Consider the following 18,596-nt stretch of genomic DNA (forward strand, 5'->3'; position numbering starts at 1 on the left):
ATCGATATTGATAAATCAATATCAATAAGCAGAACTGTGGTTTGTAGTGGTGTCTTGGAAGTTCCATTCGGCCCGGAATGCTTTGGCGGCGGCAATTTCGCCGGCGAAGGAGCTACAACCATGCGTAAGAAGAAAGCAGTCCGTTCTCGGACTATTCTGAAAAAGCACAATATCCAAGACACCCGCGTTACAGTTGATAGTGAGCGTTCTCATAGCAACGAAGGAAGAAGCAGTCGGTTGAAACGAATCCGCTATGCGGTGGAGGGGCTTCTGATTCGCCAAGCGCTTTTGGAGATTTGGGAACGTAAGCAGGAATACTGGGATGGAGCCTGCGAGGTTGTAGGCAAGCTCCTTGAGGTTATTTTCTCATGACGCAACAAATCACATCATTCGAATTCTGAAAGGCCGATCTGAGTATCGGCCTTTCTTCATTTTAGGGATCGGAATATGGATGCTCCTACGTACCCTTTCAAGCCTATTCACAGTATCCAGGCATTAGCCTTGGCGCTGGGCGAAAGCGAACGTCTGCTAGAGCGCCTTGCGATCCGTGCTGACCGAATGTACCGCCACGTACCTCAAGAGAAGAAAGGTAAGAAGCGGGATACTTATGATGCTCACGAGCCACTCAAGCGGGTTCAGCGAAAGCTTGTTGACCGGGTGTTATCCAAAGCTATCTTCCCCGCGTATCTTCACGGAGGCATAAGGGACCTTAAGTCCCCACGGAGCATTCATAGCAATGCGAATGCGCATGCGGGAGCAAGGTACGTCATCCTCCAAGATATCCGTAACTTCTACCCGTCCATATTGAAAAGCCAAGTGGACGCCTTATTTCGCGGGCTGTTTGGCTTTGGAGCGTGTGTGGCGGCCCTGCTGTCGTTAATTTGTACCCGCGACGGGAGTGCGCCCCAAGGGGCTAGCACGAGTGGCTACATCGCCAACCTGATTTTCTGGGATATTGAACCAAAGATTGTGCAGGACTTCTTGGCCCGAGGCTTCCAGTACTCTCGATTCGCTGACGATATCACTATCTCCTGTAGCCGCGAGCCATCGTCGAGCGAGCTTTCCGGCATTGTTTCGACCATCACCGGGATGTTGGCCGCTAAAGGCTGTCATCAGAAGCGTACAAAGCTCCACATGCGTGTTCGTGGGCAAGGCATCAAGACTGATGACGCTACTTACCAACCGCTCACGGTAACAGGGTTGAGCGTCTTCAATAGCACTCCAAGCCTAACCAAATTGGAACGTAAGCGTATACGTTCAGCGGTCAGGGAGTTGGAAGTGATGAGCAAGTCGATTCCGGATTGGTCTGCCCTTGAACCGATGTATCACCGTGCAATGGGGCGGGTAGGAAGACTTTTGGCGTGCGGTCATCCAGACGGCGAGGCATTAAAGGCTCGCCTCAACGTGGTTAAGCGGTCGTACCAAACGCCGTTGCTCGAACGGTATCAGCAAACTATCACCGCTTGCTTGGCTGCGGCTTCTGATTCCCCCGGCAGCGCTTCTTCTTGTCCTGGCCAGTCCGCAGAGCGAAATGCTCCTTTGCCGTGGGAGAGTTGCCACCCATCACCCATGGATTGAACCGGATCGTATGTCAGTAGACTGTTTTTATATACAGTATTTGGTGTGCGGTGTGGTGGAAGACGATTTGATCGATGACACGGGTTTTGAATTGGGCATGCCCATCTTCGTAGAGGTGCTGGAGCACAGTGCGATTTGCTGTGTGTGAACTCGAAACGACACGCCTCGACTTGCGGAAGGCCCACCAGAACAATGCCAAGCTGATCATCATGCACCGGGATAGCCGACCGAGCTTGCTGTACTGAAAGTCTTACATCAGCGCCTACGATGGACACGCAGCCGTTGTACATCAGCCAGCCCCGAATCTTTCGTATCGAGTGAGTGCCGAGTTGCAGGCACATTTTCTCACCGACCGCCTTGAACACGTTGGTCACAGAGACGCGTCTTACTGGTTTGCACTGGGCCCGGTTGCTGTCCACTTCGAACAGATACGTCTGCGTGGAGTTATCAGCCTGTGGCTCCTTGGTATGGTTCGGAGGGAAGCAGGCACAGCGGGAGCATTGTGTGCCGGTCTCGAATTAGCCTTCTGTCCTAAATTCGTATCGTTTGCTGATCTGCTAATACCTTCGACATGGGCGATGCGAAAGGGAGTCTGTAGCTATAGATGAGTAGGTATCCTGAGCCTTTCGGAAATCCATGCTGCTCGCGGCACGCTTTGTTATAGTGCAGCTCGATCTTACGTGGTGCTCCCAAAGGCCCCAAGTCAGATAAGTAGCTAATGAAAGTATGTGATTTTGAGTTGATAAGCATTGAATATTTTACAAAAAGTTGATGACCTTAGAGTTCAAGCAAACGCTAAGTTGAATCCTGCCAAGAAATCTTCGTTGGGCCAGTTTTTTACTTCAGGGCCCATAAGCTTATATCTGGCAAGCTTGTTTGGTAAAATATCTGGTGATGTGAAACTGCTTGATCCTGGGTGTGGGCCGGGTTCGTTAACTGCCGCATTTGTTGATGAGGCTATTCATAGGGATCAATTGAACTCTTTGAGTGTGACGGCGTTCGATGTTGAAGGTGATATTCAGCCTTATATGCATGAAACATTGAGGTTTTGTAAAAGTGCCACTGAAAAAATTGGAGTCGGGCTCGAATCCGAGTTGATTATTGAAGACTACATCCTGTCAACTTTTTCAACGTTAGATCTCTTGGGTGGTCAGCGGTACACTCACGTATTGATGAATCCACCTTACAAAAAAATAGCGACTGCTAGCGAGCACCGTAAATGCTTGAGTGCTGCCGGAATTGAAACTGTTAATCTCTACTCCGGTTTTGTGTCCTTGGCAATTAAGCAATTGCACCAGGGTGGTGAGCTGGTGGCAATCATTCCGAGGTCATTCTGCAATGGGCCTTACTACCAGCCATTCAGGGAGTTGATCGTTCGTGAGACAGCTATTAGGCATATTCATATATTCGATAGTAGAAATGCAGCGTTCTCTGACGATGAGGTTTTGCAGGAAAATATTATAATTCACCTTGTTAAGGGGGAGCCGCAAGGTGTGGTTACAATCACGTCAAGTCCTTCTGCTGACTTCCATCTGCATGTGGAATCAGGAACTATCACAGCATCTGATATGACCACGAGGCAGGTTCCTTTCGAAAATATAGTTTATCCACAGGATAAACAATGTTTTTTTCATATTGCTGCGAATAATCGTGACTTGGCGATTATTAATAAATTGGCTGTATTTACATCTCGCTTGGCAGAACTCGGGATAACCGTATCTACCGGTCCGGTTGTCGACTTCCGTATGAGGGATGATCTGCGGCAGAATATTGATGATAGTTCAGTTCCTCTTTTGTATCCTATGCATCTTGGTTTGGAAGTAAGTTGGCCGAAAGACGCAAAAAAGCCAAATGCGATTGCTGTTTCAGATAAAACTAGATCATCGCTATGGGTGCATGAAGGTTCGTTTGTTATTACTCGTAGATTTAGCTCTAAAGAGGAGCGTCGTAGGATTGTAGCCACTCTTTATGAAAGTCATCTACCAGGTGATTTAATAGGTTTTGATAATGGTTTGAATGTATTTCATATAAAGAAAGTTGGTATCGAATCCTCGATTGCTAGAGGGCTCTTCGTTTATTTGAACTGCACATTGCTTGATAAATATTATCGAATGTTTGGTGGGCATACGCAAGTTAATGCCACTGATCTTCGAAACATTAATTATCCAAATATCGATTCGTTGCAGCGGATTGGGCGAAATGTTGACAGCGCTAATCTTAGTCAGACGCAAATCGACGACCTTATAGAAGAAGAGATTTATCATATGTCTGGACATATTACCGATCCACTTATCGCCCAGCAGAAAATTGACCAAGCGCTGAGTATTTTAATTTTTCTCGGCTTGCCACGTGCTCAGCAAAATGAGCGGTCAGCACTAACGCTGCTAGCTCTTTTGAATTTGAAACCAGACGGGGCATGGGCAGATATCGAACGACCACTGATGGGAGTAACCCCCATTATGGATTGGTGTCGAGATGTTTACGGAAAAGAGTATGCACCTAATACACGTGAAACATTCCGCCGCCAAACATTGCATCAGTTTGTTGATGGTGGGTTATGTTTGTATAATCCAGATCAGCCTGATCGGGCAGTGAACTCCCCATATGCCTGCTATCAAATTGCATCCGAGGTGTATGACGTCCTATCAAAATTCGGTACCGAAGATTGGAATCAGCATGTGTCGCAATGGCTGAGTGTTTCTAAGACATTGACCGAGCAATATGCAATGGGGCGGGAAATGGCCTTGATACCCTTGGTTCTGAATGGCAAGACTGAAATTCGGTTAAGCCCGGGTGCGCATAGCCAGCTAATTCACGATATTGTTGCCGAGTTTGGGCCGAGGTTCGCACCTGGAGCCGAAGTGATTTACTTGGGTGATACCGGAGCTAAGGAAGATTTTTTTGATAAGGACCGACTTGCTGAGCTAGGCGTTAAAGTAGACCGAAAAGGCAAATTGCCGGACGTGGTGCTTTATTGGCCAGAGAGAGATTGGCTGCTATTAATCGAATCGGTGACCTCTCATGGTCCTGTGGATGGTAAACGGCACAGTGAGCTGGCTAAACTTTTTAAAGAAGCCACCCCTGGTTTGGTCTATGTCACGGCATTTCCAGATCGAAAGACAATGGTAAAGTATTTGCCTGTTATATCTTGGGAGACAGAAGTGTGGGTTGCAGATGCTCCAACTCATATGATTCATTTCAATGGAGACCGTTTCTTGGGTCCCCACTGATACAATGTATTACGTATAGAATATTTGTTCGTAAGTTTTCCAGTTGTCAATATTGTTCATTTTTAAGCTGGTTTTTGAGGGGCGGTGAGTGAGCTACATGGATGCAAATATCGTAGATGCACAGTTAATTCTAAAGTCGTTGGGTTTTCCTCGCGGGCAGCAGAATATCCGGTCAGCTCTTACTTTACTTGCCCTTTTGGATCTGAAGCCAGGAACCACTTGGTCGAAAGCCAAAAGTCGTTTAATTGGTATATCGCCAATCATTGATTGGATGAGGGAACATTATGATCACGAGTATAGGCCTAACACTCGCGAGTCAGTACGAAGAGGGTCAGTAAAGCCATTTGTCTTGGCTGGAATTGCTTTAAAAAATCCAGATAAGCATCGAGATACAAATAGCCAAGATTATGTCTATCAAATCGATCTGGAAACCTTAAAACTTCTACGCTGTTATGGTAAGCCGGAATGGGAAAAGAATCTTGAGGTCTTTATTGCTCTGCGTGGGACTCTTATCGCTCGCTATGCAAAAGAGCGAGAAATGCAACGCATCCCATTGCAGATCGAATCTGGTTTGAATATTACCCTTAGTCCTGGCAAACACAGTAAGCTTATTAAAGATGTTGTAGATGAATTCGGTCCTTGCTTTGTTCCTGATGGGGATGTGATTTACGTCGGGGATACTGAAAAAAAATTTGCATATTTCAACGAGTCTTTACTAGCACCGCTCGGCGTCAAGATAGATGTTCATGGTAAAATACCTGATGTTATTCTTTACTGTAAAAAACGTAATTGGCTAATATTGGTCGAGGTTGTAACTAGTCACGGGCATGTAGATGGAATGCGGCACGAAGAGTTAGCGGCGATTTTTGCCGGATCATCGGCCGGAATCGTTTATGTCACCGCAATGCCGAGCCTTGATGGTTTTGGTAGATTTCTAACTAAGATATCTTGGGAAACAGAAGTGTGGGTGGCTGATGCCCCTACTCATATGATTCATTTCAATGGTGATCGCTTCCTCGGCCCTCACTAATTTAACGTTAGAAGCGTTAATAGTGGCTTGGGTGGCTTGTGACTTAGAATCGTTTTGTTCCTGCGCAGGCATATACTGCTGAGCTGGACGCCAGGTAGCCACTGGTGAGTTCAAGGCACTGCTCTTGCTGAAATACCCGTCAGAACGAAGCTCTATCTGTGGCTACAAACTTTTCCAGCGGTAAATCACCGACTATGCTCCGGCGGTTCATATGAATAGTTTTTTCATTGTGGCACGATGGTCAGTAAAATCAGGGGGTGTTTGGTTATGCCGTTAGTACAATTAAAGCCGGGCTCGGTCCCGCTTCGGTGTCCGCAATCATAATAAGTTTCTGTAGATCAAGTTTTGCGATTTTTTCTATTTTCGCATTGTACGTGGATGTTGTACTTAAATTTCGTAGTCCAAAATCTCGGAACGAAAAAAATATGCGCGGCGATTTTTTTGATTCGACAATACCGATAAGGTGGATCGATTTAGCCCCTTTAGCCCTTTCTGAGAGCGCGTAGTCGGCCCCGGTGTCATCCCTTTTTTAGCCGGTTAGTGATGTAGACTATGGATGTTGCAGCGAACTCAAGAAAAAACTCTGCTTCTGCCTTTGAAAGGCGAGATTCGATTGTGCCACCGTGCCTAACGAAATCTTTGTTACTCGCATAGCCATAGGCTTGGGTGATCAAGCGTTCAATATCAGGGTCGAGCTTTGCTTGCTTAATAATCTTGCCGAGCGTTCCGTTCGGCTCTTTCAGCAGCACCATGAGGCTTGACTCAACGGAGCTGATTGACTCCTTTATGGAGTTTTCGAAGTCAGGCGTTGCCGAGTAGATAAAGTTCTTCGCCTTTAGCCATTGCGCACGGATTGGGTCAGTTCATCGGCCAACGCTTCATTTGCTTTGCCCCAATTCTTAGATGATGGGGCGTGTCGTTGTATCCGTTTTAGGTCGAGCAAGACGTCTGCGTAGAGTTCCTGTACGTAGACACGTCGACTTGCGTAGGTGCTCATTTGCTGGAGCTTGCAAAATGCCATGAAGACTTCGAGAGATTTGTGCGGGTTGGGATTTGCATATTTCGCTTCTTCCAGATCAATCGTCACCCCCGCATATAGCTCGCGGTATTCGGCAGGTTGAGCAGAAGTTCGGCCATCGGTGGCATATGCGACCATTAACGTTTGTATTGCTATGACATTAGCGCCCAGTTCAATCGCCCGTTTACTATCCATAAAAATGCTCCTGGCTTCCTGGTGGTCATTACCCCCCAGCTTAGTCAGGGTTTGGGGGCTCTTTTAATTAGCTTTTGTTCCAGTGACGCTTGACCGTTGCAATGCCAATACCAAGTTCAGCTGCTGCCTGTGCCTGCGTCATATCTTTTGCCTTGAGGTGTTGCACTGATGCTGTCGTGCCTTTTGCCTCGGGTCTGCCCAGCCTTTTGCCTTCAGCCTTGGCTCGCTTCAGCCCTTGTTGAGTGCGTTCAATAAGCAAGTCACGTTCAAATTCAGCCACTGCCCCTAACACTTGCATGGTCATCTTTCCTGCGGCACTGGTAAGGTCTACGCCCCCAAGCGCGAGACAATGAACACGAATGCCAGTAGCTGCCAAGTGTTCGACAGTCTGACGGACATCCATGGCGTTGCGACCAAGGCGGTCAAGCTTGGTTACGATCAGCACGTCTCCCGATTCCATCCGTTCCAGCAGTTTCTGAAAGCCGAGACGTTCCTGGGCGGCTATGCTGCCTGAGATTGTTTCTTCGACTACTCGACTCGCCTGTACATCAAAGCCGGCGGCCTTCACTTCCTGCACTTGGTTCTCAGTGAACTGATTCGCAGTGCTGACGCGGCAATAAAGGAAGGTGCGTGACATGGCGGCTGACTCCTTGGGATCATTTAACGTGGTATCATTGTATCATGGTGTCATTAACTATCGACCTGTATTTAAATGATACCAAATACCAGCGGTCTGGAAGGTATCGTTTATCGGTCGTTTGGTGATGCCTTGGACTGATCAGGTGCCTAGCAGCGTCGGTGTTGCGTTGAGCGATCAAGTCTTGCGTTTTCATGGATGCGACGTAGTAGAAGGTTGGTGCAAATGACTTGCGGCGAACTGCCATCATTCAACCCCGTGTCCCCACCCGGTATTCTCCACCCACCGAATGACACGGAACACAGGGAACACTCAGTACGTCTTTTGGGATTTGTCCTACAGCAGGTGTTTGAGCTTCTCGGTAGAGTCATTTTGCCCCAGCTACAGGCTGGAACTCATCGTAACGATTCAAGGATGATTCATGATTTCCTCTGCACGACTGGGTGACAAGCATGTCTGCCCAATGCCAGGTCATGGCACCACACCGATTGCTTCAGCCAGCGCCGACGTAAATATAAACTTCATGGGCTCTGCTCGTGTTGGTGACGTGTGCGGATGCGGTGCTGTTATCACCACCGGATTTCCCTCGATTCAAGTGAATGGTCGCCCTATGGCTCATCTAGGTAGCCCTACCAGTCACGGCGGAACGATCATCACCGGATCAAGTGACGTCGGCGGCGGGTTTGTTATGGGAATTGCTCCCGGTTCTACGATCATCAACTTTGCTGTACTAGGTGCAATCCGTCCTGATGGAACGGTTGATGATGAGCGCATGGCGACTCTGCTGGCTGATCCAAATCTAACGGAGAAAGCTACAGCGGCGAATGCCTTGGTTGATCCGAATGCACCGAAAGAAGAGAAGACAGAACCTGTTGTTTGCAATGACCCGGACCAGATGGAAGGGCTGGCCAGCTATATAGCCGGTGAGATGAATCGCAACATCCAAGACCCGGCTGTGTTGGAGATGAAAAGGCTCATTGACTACGATCCCGACGTGGCGGCGAAACAGTTTGCAGAGCTCCCGCTGCTCGCACGCATGGGCGGACCACCAAACTTTGGCAGCATTGCAAAAGCCCACAAGGTTGCAGCGGCGACAATCTGGACTCAGAAAGTTGGTCAGAATAAGGAGTGGGATCACAAGCCGAAGCTTCGCAAGCTGTTTCCCGGCGTAAGGCACAAACGGGGGCTGTACGATTACTACTATGATATCTGGTCGAACATCCATTACGGGTACGTTGGAATCATTGGCGGGCTATCAGAGAGCGTTCTTCTAGATGGTGCCGGGGCTGAGCAAATCGTCTCAGACTCTGTAAGGAAGGCCGATGAAATGTGGGAGAAGCCGAAAACAGATTGGGAACTCCCCGGTCCACACTTGACGGCTAGTCTATCTGACGGACTGCGAGCATTTGATGATGTTGCAGACAGAGTATCGATCAGTATCGGTGTGAAGCTCGCCAACCAGCATCCCCACGGTGGGATAACGGCGAAGATGATCATGGATGAAGTGCTTGCCGTTGCACCGGAAAATTGGGGAGAAGGAATCAGTGTCCATATCTGCAAGTAAAGCCCGAACACGATACATACGATGGTTATGGATTCCGTTGCTACCTGTACTGGCGTTTGTCTTCTGGCGTAGCGCGCTGCCCACTGCGACTGTCCATTATCACAAGAATGGCCAGGAAGAATTGCGGTATGTCTGGAACGTCAACGACCGGATTTACAAGGGGCGGTTTACACCCGGTAGCAGCGTTATAGACAAAGGGCTTCTATCCCCAGATAGCGAGTTCTTCATGGAGTTTTCATGGCACACCGAGAAAGGCCGCTGGCATTGCATCAGCATCACACCGAAGTGGCCCAACACCGACATCTACCTAGATGCGGAGGGCAAGATTGATATGAGCAAGGGCAGCGGCACCGATGTAGACCGGTTAAAAGAATGTCAGTGGGACACAGCGAAACCATAACGGTGATATTTCCAGTCCCAGGCTCCGCCGCAGGAAAATCGATACCTTCGTAAACATCTGAGTTTCTGGCTGGAGAGTAAGCTGAAGGCCCACCCACACCAAAGGACTGTCATCCTGCACAACGATTAAACTGAAGGTGTGAGCGAGCGCCGGGGATTCTATCAGTAGCTACAAGGATATCAATTGGTGATTGCTTCTTGAAAATCATTCTTGACGAAGCATCTGATAACACTGGCTATCCCTTCGGCGTTTAAATCGAGCACTTGTAGAGCCGTGACTGCGTTATCTGCAACATCTACTGAACCTCGTTCCGCTACCCATTTGGCAAGTTCTTCGACGGCGGCACCTATACCATTTTGGTTGATTAGCAGCAGTTCAAGGGCGCTGGCTACAGCTTCGTTATCGGCTGACATGAAAATCTTCCTTGATGGTTAGTTTTCGATCATCTTGCCGATTCAATGCCGCCAACAAAATCTTGAATCAGCTCTACAAGATCGCACCCCAAGACCTTGCAAAGGTCGTGAATTTGAATAATGTCCAGCCGTCGCGTGCCCCGTTCGACATCGCTTATGAAGGACTGTGGCCGCCCCAAAGCTCTTGAGCATTCTAGTTGCGTTAACCCTGCATTGATTCGTCGGGCTTTCAGCAACGCTTGGAACACATCATATTCGGTGCGATAGATTGCTTTTGGCATGGGCTGTCCAGTCTTGAGCAGCCTTACAACCTATATCTGGTTTTCGGATATCTGAATTTCAGATATCTTGTCGATGCGCATGACGACTAACCTAATGTTGGGCGGCGCAACGGCCAAGGAAATGGGTATGAAGCTTTACGCTGCAATGTTCTTCGCAACGCTCAGCATGCCGTTAGCCAGTCTGGCGGGCATCTTGGCAATGGAACTCGGATACGTTTGGAGCATCCGCCAAGCCATTGGTGTTGGCGTTCTTGTGGGCTCAGTGATTTTGATAGTGTCTGTCATCACGTTCTTATCAAGCATTCCATCCACAGTCCGGCGTCTGCGACACCAGACCCGCGTCAGCAATGACACCAATTGAGTTCAGGAAATCATGGCAAAAACTGAAACGGGATTTTTTGAATGAAGCTGCCGTTGATCGTACTTCTTTCGTCCATCACGTCTATAGCCAACGCTGCCGAGCTTGACTCTGGTGCATGGGGTCAGTTCAACACTCGCATGCACGAGATGCTGGACACCACGGGCTGGCATTTCAATCAGGCGATGGACACCAAGCAAATCAACCAAGAATGGCAGTCCAATCAGGCTAGAGCCCAAATTAAATTCAGCCAGCCGGGCGTCTATCATGGGCGAATCAGCAAGGTAGTAGTGGATGGTCGCGGTACTTATTTTATCGTTGATCAGGGTAAAAGCACCGCTGTGACAGTGCTTTTAGACAATTATCAAGCGTGGCCGTGGAAGCTTGGCAGCAAGCCGGAAATAGGCGGAATCCAAACCGCCATGGAATTCGCTTCGAACTTTGATGCAAATCAAGAATTTTACTTTCAGTGTCGTCGTGTCGAATTTGGTCTGGGTACATACCTAACCAACTGCTTGGCTTTCCCGCCAGCCGTTGCAGCATCAAAATTCAGTCCTGAACTAATAAACGAGATTGATCCCGGCGTTGTTTTTGATGAAGTGATCAGGGCCAGAGCCTCCGAAGGCTGGGCTCGTCCACCATCCACACGGCAAAATATGTCGGTGACATTGAAAATTGGAATGACTGCTAATGGAACAATTACTTCGGCAGACGTCGAGAAATCGAGTGGCGATGTTCCTTATGATCGGTCGGTTGTCGCAACGATCAAAAATATTGGAAGATTACCGGAAATACAGAGAATGAAATCAAGTGATATAGAAAATTACCGTTCATTCAAGATGTCATTTACACCGGATGACTTGGAATTATGATTATAATTTTTCGGTAACGATTCAATCACTCGCACGGTGTTGGTTAAGACACCGGTGCTCCCGAGTTTTATTGTGCCTGGAAGCCTCTGGAATGGCTGCACAGCGACGAACTATTCATGTCCATGTCAGCCTTGCCATGAACCGGACGATGCGGCTGGGTGCTTGTATACTAGACCTAAAACGCTAGCGTCGTTGAACCGTATATGCCGATGACGTGTCGTATACGGTTGTGAAGCAGGTTCAGTCGTAATATATGCAATCAAATTGAATAAAATAACGGAGTTCATGCGAAGCCGATAGGCGAGTATGTCATTTCGATGTGCGATATTGCGTGGGGCTTTTTAGTCGATTGTATTGAGTTAAACGGTTAAAAGCGAGTATGGTCACAGTCCAAAAAAATAATTGACGCAGTCATGCGAAGCCGATAGGCGAGCATATGATTTAAATTATTCTAGTCCTTGGATGCTCCATACTCTGTTGTCATCCCTCGCTGAGCTTCGGGACCACCTTCGGTGGAGAACGTTTCGTGTAAACGGATACCTTATAGTTCTTAAGGAAACTGTTTACTTTTGAGTGTCGAAGGTTCTGATTTACATCCACTGTTCAAGATTGTGTGTGGTGTTGGAATGAGATTCTGCTGTAGCAATAACCCTAAGGGCTTTTGCATAATTACAGATGGTCATCGTACACAGCTTAGTTTCCCTTGCTACATGTACTTGTTTCATACCTGCCTTGAGCATGGTAATGGCTCTTTCTTTTGCAGGATCCGGTTTTGGCCCCGGCTTTTGCTTCTCCTTATAGGTTTTTGCCAGGCTTACATCGATATTCGCGTTGTGAAGATAGCAACCTTGCAAGAACCGAGCAGTTTCGCTGTCTTGAACAAACAGTTTCACTGGCTTGTCAGTTTTGTTATTTCGCAATGACGTGCGGAATACGTTCTGCAATGTCATTTCAAATTTGTGTGTAAATTTCCATGCCTTTTCCAGGTCTTCGGTTGAGCTATTATATTTTTTTGCGATGAATTCCAGTGATCTGCGCGCAATCGGGTTTGGATTTCCATGAAATGCAGTAAATGCGCAGTGCGTATCTGCCAAATTATTAAGACCCCGGCTATCAATTTTACACTGTCTAAATTTGATACTGTGTGAGTGTTGGCCCCAGTCGTATGCAAACATCAGGCATTTTTCCTGAGGTTCCAAGTGGCCGTCGATCAACTTTGTAATTGACTGTAAGACTTTGTGGCCTTCATTAGAGGCCGCATCCACGGAGTCCAAAACCCCACGAGAGCAATAGTTGTCGTCGGACAGCATTGGGTAGATGGTTACATTTTTATTGTTTTTAGTGTCGTTTGGGGCGAAGTAAGACTTACCATAGATAAATCCATTCGCCCTCGCAAACCAGTCAAACAGTGAGCCTTTCAAAGTGGCTGATAAAAGGTGTACTTCCCTCGCTGCATGAAAACGTTCAAAAAATCCATATTCTTCGATGATGCGAATTACGGTTTTTTGTTTTGAATGGTCATCATCACTGGTATTACTTTTGTCTACGTCGGCAAAAACGGAGTGTTTGTTTAAAATGGCTTTGTAGATATCTTGTGTGGGCGCGGCAAGGGTGCTGTCGATGTTGTTATTGTTCCCCAGTCGAGCTTTGTGAAACGTGTTAACTTCTGCTTTCAAAAGTTCTTGCATGTTTCGCTTGATCTTCATTCGGTCACCAATATTTTCGATGAGATCGAGCCGCTTGAGTTGTGTTTTATCGAAGGTGGAGTGCCTCAGGTTGATAGGCATAGGCAGTTCATCGATGATAACGGTCCAGCTTCCAAGATGCATGGTGGAGCATTTTTGGAAGGTCGCATGTTGGCAAATGATGAAATAAACGTGTTCTTTTGGATTCAACATTTTGTTCAGGGTTGCTTCCGCAGAACCACCGTTTCGCGAATCAATTTTCATTGGGCGGATGAATTCACTGATTTTAATGGCGTCATCAAATACTTGGTCTGCAAGTGCGAGGGTCGGTGATACGTAAAGGATTTTTTTCCCCAGGCTGAGCATTCCGGGGATTGCCGCCAAAGCTGCTTTGGTTTTACCAGCGCCGGGCATTGCGATTGTGGTATAGATAATTTTCTTGTTCATCATTGTATTCCAGAAGTTTATGTTTGGTATTCGAGCCGGCAGACTGCGCAAGTAGATGGTTTGAATCGTCTCGATGGGTTGCTGCTGGTTCGTTGAAGCTACCTTACTACTGTTTTTGGTGATGTTAAACATTGGGTAGAAGAAACTTGGATCAGTCGCACTGGTTGTGCAAATTCAGCTTAATGGCGTTTGTGTAGAATTTTCGTTTTAATGATTGATACAGTTTGCGAAGCGAATGATATAAATGGTTTAGCGGTTGGTTTGCAGTAGCGGAATGGTTTTTTGGTAGCCTTAAAAAATGTTTATCCGTGGTTTCGCGTACGACGTTACGTGTCGTGAATGGCGTAATCTGCACCAGAGCCACAGTCGTGCAAATTTTGTACGACTGTGTTGCTCGCGACTTTTCTATCGTATATGCGTAAGTGCTTGTAACATTGCTTGGATTGGCACTCTGCTTCCGTAGACGCCGAAGGTGACGCTGCTGTCTTCGTGTCCGACGAGCCGTTTGACCAAAGAATCTTGAATCCCTGCATCACGTAGGTCGTCGATCAGGGTATGACGGAAACTGTGAAAGGTTTTTTTGGGATCGGTAATCCCCATTTTAATCCGGTATCGGCTAAACCACTTCGATGGCGCGTGACCGAGCTTCCCTCGAACAGGTTCCAGCTCTGGGAATAAGCGGTCTGAGTTTTGAGTACGTTGCGTTTTCACATATTCGAGCAGGCCCAGTTGAATCAGGGCAGGATGAATTGGTAGCGTCCGACGACTGCTACTGTTCTTCAGTTTTTGAGATTCGTGACCATCGTCGATCCGTATACAGTCGATTCCTTGCAACTTGATGAAGTCTGTAACGTGCAACTGGCAAAGCTCTTCCAGACGTGCGCCTGTGAATCTTCCAAGCACGGGTAGCCAGTACCGCCATGGATACTTGCGAGCCTCAGCCTTGAGCACATCCAGATTGAGAAGGGTTGTCAGGTCATGCTGTTCAAATGAAAGCCTTGCTTCTTTGGCTGAACCGGTCATGACCTTGAGCCCCAGCAGCGGATTGTCCGCGACGTATCCGTTCGACTTGCACCAGTTCAGGAAGGCAGAGAGCTTGCGTAAGCGATTGTTCACGGTAACAGCGGTGATGGTCTTGTAAGTGGCGCCTGACTGAACGACCTGCTTTAGTGTCTTACCCTCATATTCAGGTCGAAGGCCGAAGTATTGCGGACACCGACTCAGACGATCTTTCAGCAGTCGGGCTTGCTGTACGTCGAATGCTTCAATGGGCATGTCACCCATCAGTTCGAACAGATCACGCAGGGCACGTTCCACCTCGAAGGTACTGACCTCCCGCCATGTACCACCGCGTTTTCCTTCTTCTATATAGAGTTTGGACAAGGTGGCGAGGGTAGGGCCGTCACTATTCCGCATCACTGTGTCGGTTGTAGGCTTCCGTGCGGCTGGTTGGGTTGTTGGTGAGGGGGCAGCCCCCCGCCACTCTGAACACAGCCTACGCAGTGTCTGAAGGTCTGCCATGGGGTGTTCGTACAGGTGAATGTGCACTTGCTGGGCGAGTGAAGTCGCCAGGAAGAGTGCGTGTTGACGATGTCGAATGTTCAGGCTCAAACGCAATGTGTGACACCTCGGGAAGAGATGCTTGGGTAGCCTGATATTCAGGTAATAGACGGGTCCACGGCGGGTTATGTAGGCCATGTTGTACACCTGTGTTGTACAGCGAAGTTGTACAGTGCTGACTACACCCCATTTTTTGACTGCCCGTGCAGCGAGTTAGAACGGAAGAAATATTGCACCCCCAAGGGCCTGAAACCCCGACCCCATCGGTCCCCCCGCAACGATTACCCGTGAACCTGGTCAGATCCGGAAGGAAGCAGCCACAGCGGGAACATTGTGTGCCGGGGTGTGGCTGGTGGGGTTGCCTCCATAACGCCCCGCGAGTGTTCTCTCGCGTCATCAATCAAAAAACTGTCTATTGCTCTGTCATGGGTGTGATCCCTGGCGGTGTTTTGTCGTTTCCGTTATTTGCGTGTGGAGACGGATCACGGCAGTTTGCGGTAGGATCCGACGGTTGGATCCAGTCTCAACATTTTCATCGGTACCACTGCTAGCAACAGCGAGCTGATTCATGGAAGAGAAGTACCGCAGGGCCGTGGATGCCGCCGCGATTTTTTCCGAGACCGACCTGAGCGGCCGGATCACCTACGTCAACGACCAGTTCTGCGCCGTGTCCGGCTACAGCCGTGAAGAGCTGATCGGCCAGAACCATCGCCTGCTCAACTCCGGCCAGCATTGCGCCGATTTCTTCGCGACGATGTGGCGCACCATCGCGCTGGGCAATGTCTGGAAGGGCGATATCTGCAACCGGGCCAAAGATGGCAGCCTGTATTGGGTCGACAGCACCATGGTGCCGGTGATTGATGAGCTGACTGGGCGGATTGACCGCTACCTGTCGATTCGTTTCGACATCAGCGAAAAACGCCAGCAACTGCACTCTCTGCAATGGCGCGTCGGGCATGACGTGCTGACCGGCCTGCCCAACCGCACGTTTCTCTCGGATTTGCTGGATCAGGCGCTGACGTTTTCCCGAAAGGAAAACATCCCGCTCGCGGTGTGCATGCTCGACCTCGACGGCTTCAAAGCCGTCAACGACGGTTATGGTCATGCCAGTGGCGATCAGTTGCTGGTGGAAGTCGCCAAGCGCTTGAGGGGTATCGTCCGCGGCGAGGACGTGGTCGCGCGCCTGGCCGGTGACGAGTTTGTGCTGGTGCTGCGTTACGTAAAAGACTTGCCGGAGTTGCGCGCAGCGCTGAATCGGGTGCTCGGCGCGCTGTCGGCGCCGTACTCGCTCAACGGCAAAGACCTCAAGATATTCGCCAGCATCGGCGTCACCTTGTTTCCCCTCGATAACGAAGATGCCGAAACCCTGCTGCGTCATGCCGATCAGGCGATGTACGTCGCCAAGCAGAGTGGGCGTAATCGCTTTTATGTGTTCGACGTGTCGCGCGATCAGGCGCTCAAAGCCACTCACCAGACCGTTGCGCGGGTCCGCCAGGCATTGGCCATGGGTGAGTTGTGCCTGCATTTTCAGCCCAAAGTGCACATGCGCCGTGGCGAGGTCGTGGGTTTTGAAGCGCTGTTGCGCTGGGAGCATCCGGAAAACGGCATGGTGTCCGCACGGGAGTTTCTGTCGCCGGTCGAGGAAACCGACCTCATCATCGATATCGGTGAATGGGTCATGGATCAGGTGCTCTCGCAGTTGGGTCGCTGGCAAAGGGAAGGGCAGTGCTGGCCAGTGAGCATCAATATTGCGGCCCGGCATTTTCAGCGGGCGGATTTTGTCGATCGGCTCAGTCAGGTGCTTGCCCGGCATTCGCAGGTGGCGCCGCAGATGCTCGACCTCGAGATCGTCGAATCGGTGGCCGTCGAGAATATCCAGCACGTCAGCGACTGCTTGCAGGCCTGTCAGGCCCTCGGTGTGCAATTTTCACTGGGCGACTTTGGCACGGGTTATTCGTCCCTGAGCTACCTCAAGCGCCTGCGCACCCAAACCATCAAGATCGATCGATCCTTCGTGCGCGACATTTTGCATGACCGCGATGACCTGGCGCTGACCACGGCGGTGATCGGCCTGGCCCGGGCATTTGGTCGGGAAGTGATTGCCGAAGGGCTGGAAAGTGTCGAACACGGGGAGTTGCTGTTGCAGCTGGGTTGCGAGGTCGCCCAAGGCTATTTCATCGCACCGCCGATGCCGCCGGCTGACGTGCCGCGTTGGGTCGCGGGGTATGTCGCGCCGTCGCAATGGCAGGTGTTCGATGAAGCGGGCTAAGGCTGGGTGATTTGTGCGCTGGACGGCTCGCCGCCGATGTAAAGGCGGATGATGTCGTCGATTTCACCGGACATTTTCATCCGCAACAGCGTGCGCAAAATACGCTGCACCGGCACTTTCGGATCGTTACGCACATAGCAGCCGACGCTTTGCTCCTGTAGCACGGCGACGGCTTTGAGCTGGCGGTCGGGCAACAGACGCTGATTGAACCAGTCCAGCGTCCATTGATTGCTCACGGCATAGCGATAGCGTGCGGCAGTGAGTTTCTCCAGTACCTGTTCCTGATTACGCGCGTCTTCGCGGTGCAGCCGGTCGGCATCGAACAGCGGCTGCAACGTCGGATAGCTGTAGCCGAGGACCGTGCCGATGCTTTGTCGCGACAAGCTGGCGGGGACCACCGAGGCGGGCGGGTCTTGCTGGCTGATCAACACATCACGCTGAAACCACAGCGGAATGCTCCAGATGTAATCGCCGGACTGATTCGGCAGCCAGGACTGCGCGGCATAACAGCGGACATCGACGTCGCCGTGTTCCATCGCGCCTTGCACCCGCGCGCGGGGCAGCACATGGAATTCCGCAGGCACGCCGACCTGCGTCGCGAGGCTGAGCATCACGTCATATAAAATGCCCTGCGTCAGGCGCCCGTGTTCCAGCTGCACCATCGGCATTGCCCAACTGTCGGGCACCACAAAGCGCAACGGCGTCGCAGCGGCGGCGACGTTCAGGCTGATCAACAGCAATGCCCCCAAGGCACAACGCATAAACGCTCCGGTACGTCTCAAACCTGAGCCGATAAAAAGCCCCCCAACGTGCAGCTTAGCCAGATTAGACGAGCACACCGGATGCAATTTTGCCCTTGCTCCGCTAGCATTAGCCGCTTGTGTTCCTTCGTGGCGACGGTTTTCGATGAGTTATCAGGTTCTTGCACGTAAATGGCGTCCGCGCTCGTTCCGCGAAATGGTCGGCCAGACCCACCCAAGAATGCGCCTATTTATAGAGACAAGCGATGCACAGAGGCTCAGATTTGCGCTGATCGTCTGTTAGAATCGCGTTTTTCGG

General features: G+C 49.8%; 16 protein-coding genes, 1 other RNA gene and 2 pseudogenes. 11 read left to right on the forward strand and 8 right to left on the reverse strand.

The window, feature by feature from the left end:
- Window positions 1-120: 120 nt before the first annotated feature.
- The 4 genes from ACQKP4_RS12380 to ACQKP4_RS12395 all read left to right on the forward strand — a co-directional run bounded on the left by ACQKP4_RS12380 (window position 121) and on the right by ACQKP4_RS12395 (window position 5,838).
- On the forward strand, window positions 121-372 hold the full coding sequence (locus ACQKP4_RS12380) for a hypothetical protein (RefSeq protein WP_427633459.1): 252 nt from the start codon (window positions 121-123) through the stop codon (window positions 370-372).
- A gap of 75 nt (window positions 373-447) precedes the next feature.
- Complete coding sequence (locus ACQKP4_RS12385) at window positions 448-1,578, forward strand: reverse transcriptase family protein (RefSeq protein WP_427633461.1); 1,131 nt, start codon at window positions 448-450, stop codon at window positions 1,576-1,578.
- 749 nt (window positions 1,579-2,327) lie between these two features.
- Window positions 2,328-4,808, forward strand: coding sequence for a BsuBI/PstI family type II restriction endonuclease (locus ACQKP4_RS12390; protein ID WP_427633463.1), 2,481 nt, complete (start codon window positions 2,328-2,330; stop codon window positions 4,806-4,808).
- Window positions 4,809-4,905: 97 nt separating this feature from the next.
- A complete protein-coding gene (locus ACQKP4_RS12395; protein WP_427633482.1) occupies window positions 4,906-5,838 on the forward strand; it encodes a BsuBI/PstI family type II restriction endonuclease in 933 nt (310 codons plus the stop codon).
- A gap of 518 nt (window positions 5,839-6,356) precedes the next feature.
- Here ACQKP4_RS12395 and ACQKP4_RS12400 read toward each other — a convergent pair.
- From ACQKP4_RS12400 to ACQKP4_RS12410, 3 genes are all read right to left on the reverse strand, one after another.
- Window positions 6,357-6,590: a hypothetical protein gene (locus ACQKP4_RS12400; protein ID WP_427633465.1), complete on the reverse strand. Its 234-nt coding sequence runs from the start codon at window positions 6,588-6,590 to the stop codon at window positions 6,357-6,359.
- A gap of 83 nt (window positions 6,591-6,673) precedes the next feature.
- Window positions 6,674-7,051, reverse strand: coding sequence for a hypothetical protein (locus ACQKP4_RS12405; protein ID WP_427633466.1), 378 nt, complete (start codon window positions 7,049-7,051; stop codon window positions 6,674-6,676).
- A 67-nt stretch (window positions 7,052-7,118) separates the two neighbouring features.
- Entirely contained in the window at window positions 7,119-7,688 is a 570-nt protein-coding gene (locus ACQKP4_RS12410) for a recombinase family protein (protein WP_427633467.1), read from the reverse strand.
- Window positions 7,689-8,109: 421 nt separating this feature from the next.
- Between ACQKP4_RS12410 and ACQKP4_RS12415 the strand changes: the two genes are divergently transcribed.
- Together ACQKP4_RS12415 and ACQKP4_RS12420 are read left to right on the forward strand one after the other, a co-directional pair.
- A complete protein-coding gene (locus ACQKP4_RS12415) occupies window positions 8,110-9,252 on the forward strand; it encodes a polymorphic toxin type 44 domain-containing protein (protein ID WP_427633469.1) in 1,143 nt (380 codons plus the stop codon).
- 37 nt (window positions 9,253-9,289) lie between these two features.
- Entirely contained in the window at window positions 9,290-9,652 is a 363-nt protein-coding gene (locus ACQKP4_RS12420; protein ID WP_427633471.1) for a hypothetical protein, read from the forward strand.
- A 179-nt stretch (window positions 9,653-9,831) separates the two neighbouring features.
- On the opposite strand, the gene ACQKP4_RS12425 is transcribed toward ACQKP4_RS12420, so the two are convergent.
- On the reverse strand, window positions 9,832-10,065 hold the full coding sequence (locus ACQKP4_RS12425) for a hypothetical protein (RefSeq protein WP_427633472.1): 234 nt from the start codon (window positions 10,063-10,065) through the stop codon (window positions 9,832-9,834).
- Window positions 10,066-10,094: 29 nt separating this feature from the next.
- On the reverse strand, window positions 10,095-10,346 hold the full coding sequence (locus ACQKP4_RS12430; protein WP_223523611.1) for a helix-turn-helix domain-containing protein: 252 nt from the start codon (window positions 10,344-10,346) through the stop codon (window positions 10,095-10,097).
- A 127-nt stretch (window positions 10,347-10,473) separates the two neighbouring features.
- Here ACQKP4_RS12430 and ACQKP4_RS12435 point away from each other — a divergent pair, with 127 nt between their 5' ends.
- Both ACQKP4_RS12435 and ACQKP4_RS12440 read left to right on the forward strand, forming a co-directional pair.
- Window positions 10,474-10,707 (forward strand): hypothetical protein, encoded by a 234-nt coding sequence (locus ACQKP4_RS12435; RefSeq protein WP_427633474.1) that lies wholly within the window; start codon window positions 10,474-10,476, stop codon window positions 10,705-10,707.
- A gap of 587 nt (window positions 10,708-11,294) precedes the next feature.
- Window positions 11,295-11,576, forward strand: a pseudogene (locus tag ACQKP4_RS12440) (TonB family protein); the annotation flags it as partial.
- A 590-nt stretch (window positions 11,577-12,166) separates the two neighbouring features.
- Here the strand turns inward: ACQKP4_RS12440 and ACQKP4_RS12445 are convergent.
- The gene (locus tag ACQKP4_RS12445) at window positions 12,167-13,708 is read right to left on the reverse strand and encodes a DEAD/DEAH box helicase (protein WP_427633476.1); all 1,542 of its coding nucleotides are present in this window, start codon (window positions 13,706-13,708) and stop codon (window positions 12,167-12,169) included.
- A 405-nt stretch (window positions 13,709-14,113) separates the two neighbouring features.
- On the reverse strand, window positions 14,114-15,406 hold the full coding sequence (locus ACQKP4_RS12450) for a site-specific integrase (RefSeq protein ID WP_427633477.1): 1,293 nt from the start codon (window positions 15,404-15,406) through the stop codon (window positions 14,114-14,116).
- Between the two features lie 123 nt (window positions 15,407-15,529).
- Between ACQKP4_RS12450 and ffs the strand changes: the two genes are divergently transcribed.
- Both ffs and ACQKP4_RS12460 read left to right on the forward strand, forming a co-directional pair.
- An RNA gene (ffs, locus tag ACQKP4_RS12455) (signal recognition particle sRNA small type) lies at window positions 15,530-15,626 on the forward strand.
- A 210-nt stretch (window positions 15,627-15,836) separates the two neighbouring features.
- Window positions 15,837-17,537, forward strand: coding sequence for a putative bifunctional diguanylate cyclase/phosphodiesterase (locus tag ACQKP4_RS12460; RefSeq protein WP_427633478.1), 1,701 nt, complete (start codon window positions 15,837-15,839; stop codon window positions 17,535-17,537).
- On the opposite strand, the gene ACQKP4_RS12465 is transcribed toward ACQKP4_RS12460, so the two are convergent.
- The gene (locus ACQKP4_RS12465) at window positions 17,534-18,298 is read right to left on the reverse strand and encodes a substrate-binding periplasmic protein (protein WP_427633480.1); all 765 of its coding nucleotides are present in this window, start codon (window positions 18,296-18,298) and stop codon (window positions 17,534-17,536) included. The two genes, ACQKP4_RS12460 and ACQKP4_RS12465, sit on opposite strands and share 4 nt — an antisense overlap.
- 145 nt (window positions 18,299-18,443) lie before the next feature.
- Between ACQKP4_RS12465 and ACQKP4_RS12470 the strand changes: the two are divergent.
- Window positions 18,444-18,572: pseudogene (locus tag ACQKP4_RS12470) on the forward strand (hypothetical protein); the annotation flags it as partial.
- Between the last annotated feature and the right edge of the window lie 24 nt (window positions 18,573-18,596).

Source organism: Pseudomonas sp. NPDC086278, from assembly GCF_050280905.1.
Lineage (GTDB): Bacteria > Pseudomonadota > Gammaproteobacteria > Pseudomonadales > Pseudomonadaceae > Aquipseudomonas.

What these genes read in the sequence shown, in the direction of transcription:
- ACQKP4_RS12380 (WP_427633459.1), top strand. Translation starts at nt 121, where the DNA reads ATGCGTAAGAAGAAAGCAGTCCGTTCTCGGACTATTCTGAAAAAGCAC.
- ACQKP4_RS12385 (WP_427633461.1), top strand. Translation starts at nt 448, where the DNA reads ATGGATGCTCCTACGTACCCTTTCAAGCCTATTCACAGTATCCAGGCA.
- ACQKP4_RS12395 (WP_427633482.1), top strand. Translation starts at nt 4,906, where the DNA reads ATGGATGCAAATATCGTAGATGCACAGTTAATTCTAAAGTCGTTGGGT.
- ACQKP4_RS12400 (WP_427633465.1), bottom strand. Translation starts at nt 6,590, where the DNA reads ATGGTGCTGCTGAAAGAGCCGAACGGAACGCTCGGCAAGATTATTAAG.
- ACQKP4_RS12405 (WP_427633466.1), bottom strand. Translation starts at nt 7,051, where the DNA reads ATGGATAGTAAACGGGCGATTGAACTGGGCGCTAATGTCATAGCAATA.
- ACQKP4_RS12410 (WP_427633467.1), bottom strand. Translation starts at nt 7,688, where the DNA reads ATGTCACGCACCTTCCTTTATTGCCGCGTCAGCACTGCGAATCAGTTC.
- ACQKP4_RS12415 (WP_427633469.1), top strand. Translation starts at nt 8,110, where the DNA reads ATGATTTCCTCTGCACGACTGGGTGACAAGCATGTCTGCCCAATGCCA.
- ACQKP4_RS12425 (WP_427633472.1), bottom strand. Translation starts at nt 10,065, where the DNA reads ATGTCAGCCGATAACGAAGCTGTAGCCAGCGCCCTTGAACTGCTGCTA.
- ACQKP4_RS12430 (WP_223523611.1), bottom strand. Translation starts at nt 10,346, where the DNA reads ATGCCAAAAGCAATCTATCGCACCGAATATGATGTGTTCCAAGCGTTG.
- ACQKP4_RS12435 (WP_427633474.1), top strand. Translation starts at nt 10,474, where the DNA reads ATGAAGCTTTACGCTGCAATGTTCTTCGCAACGCTCAGCATGCCGTTA.
- ACQKP4_RS12445 (WP_427633476.1), bottom strand. Translation starts at nt 13,708, where the DNA reads ATGAACAAGAAAATTATCTATACCACAATCGCAATGCCCGGCGCTGGT.
- ACQKP4_RS12450 (WP_427633477.1), bottom strand. Translation starts at nt 15,406, where the DNA reads ATGGCCTACATAACCCGCCGTGGACCCGTCTATTACCTGAATATCAGG.
- ACQKP4_RS12460 (WP_427633478.1), top strand. Translation starts at nt 15,837, where the DNA reads ATGGAAGAGAAGTACCGCAGGGCCGTGGATGCCGCCGCGATTTTTTCC.
- ACQKP4_RS12465 (WP_427633480.1), bottom strand. Translation starts at nt 18,298, where the DNA reads ATGCGTTGTGCCTTGGGGGCATTGCTGTTGATCAGCCTGAACGTCGCC.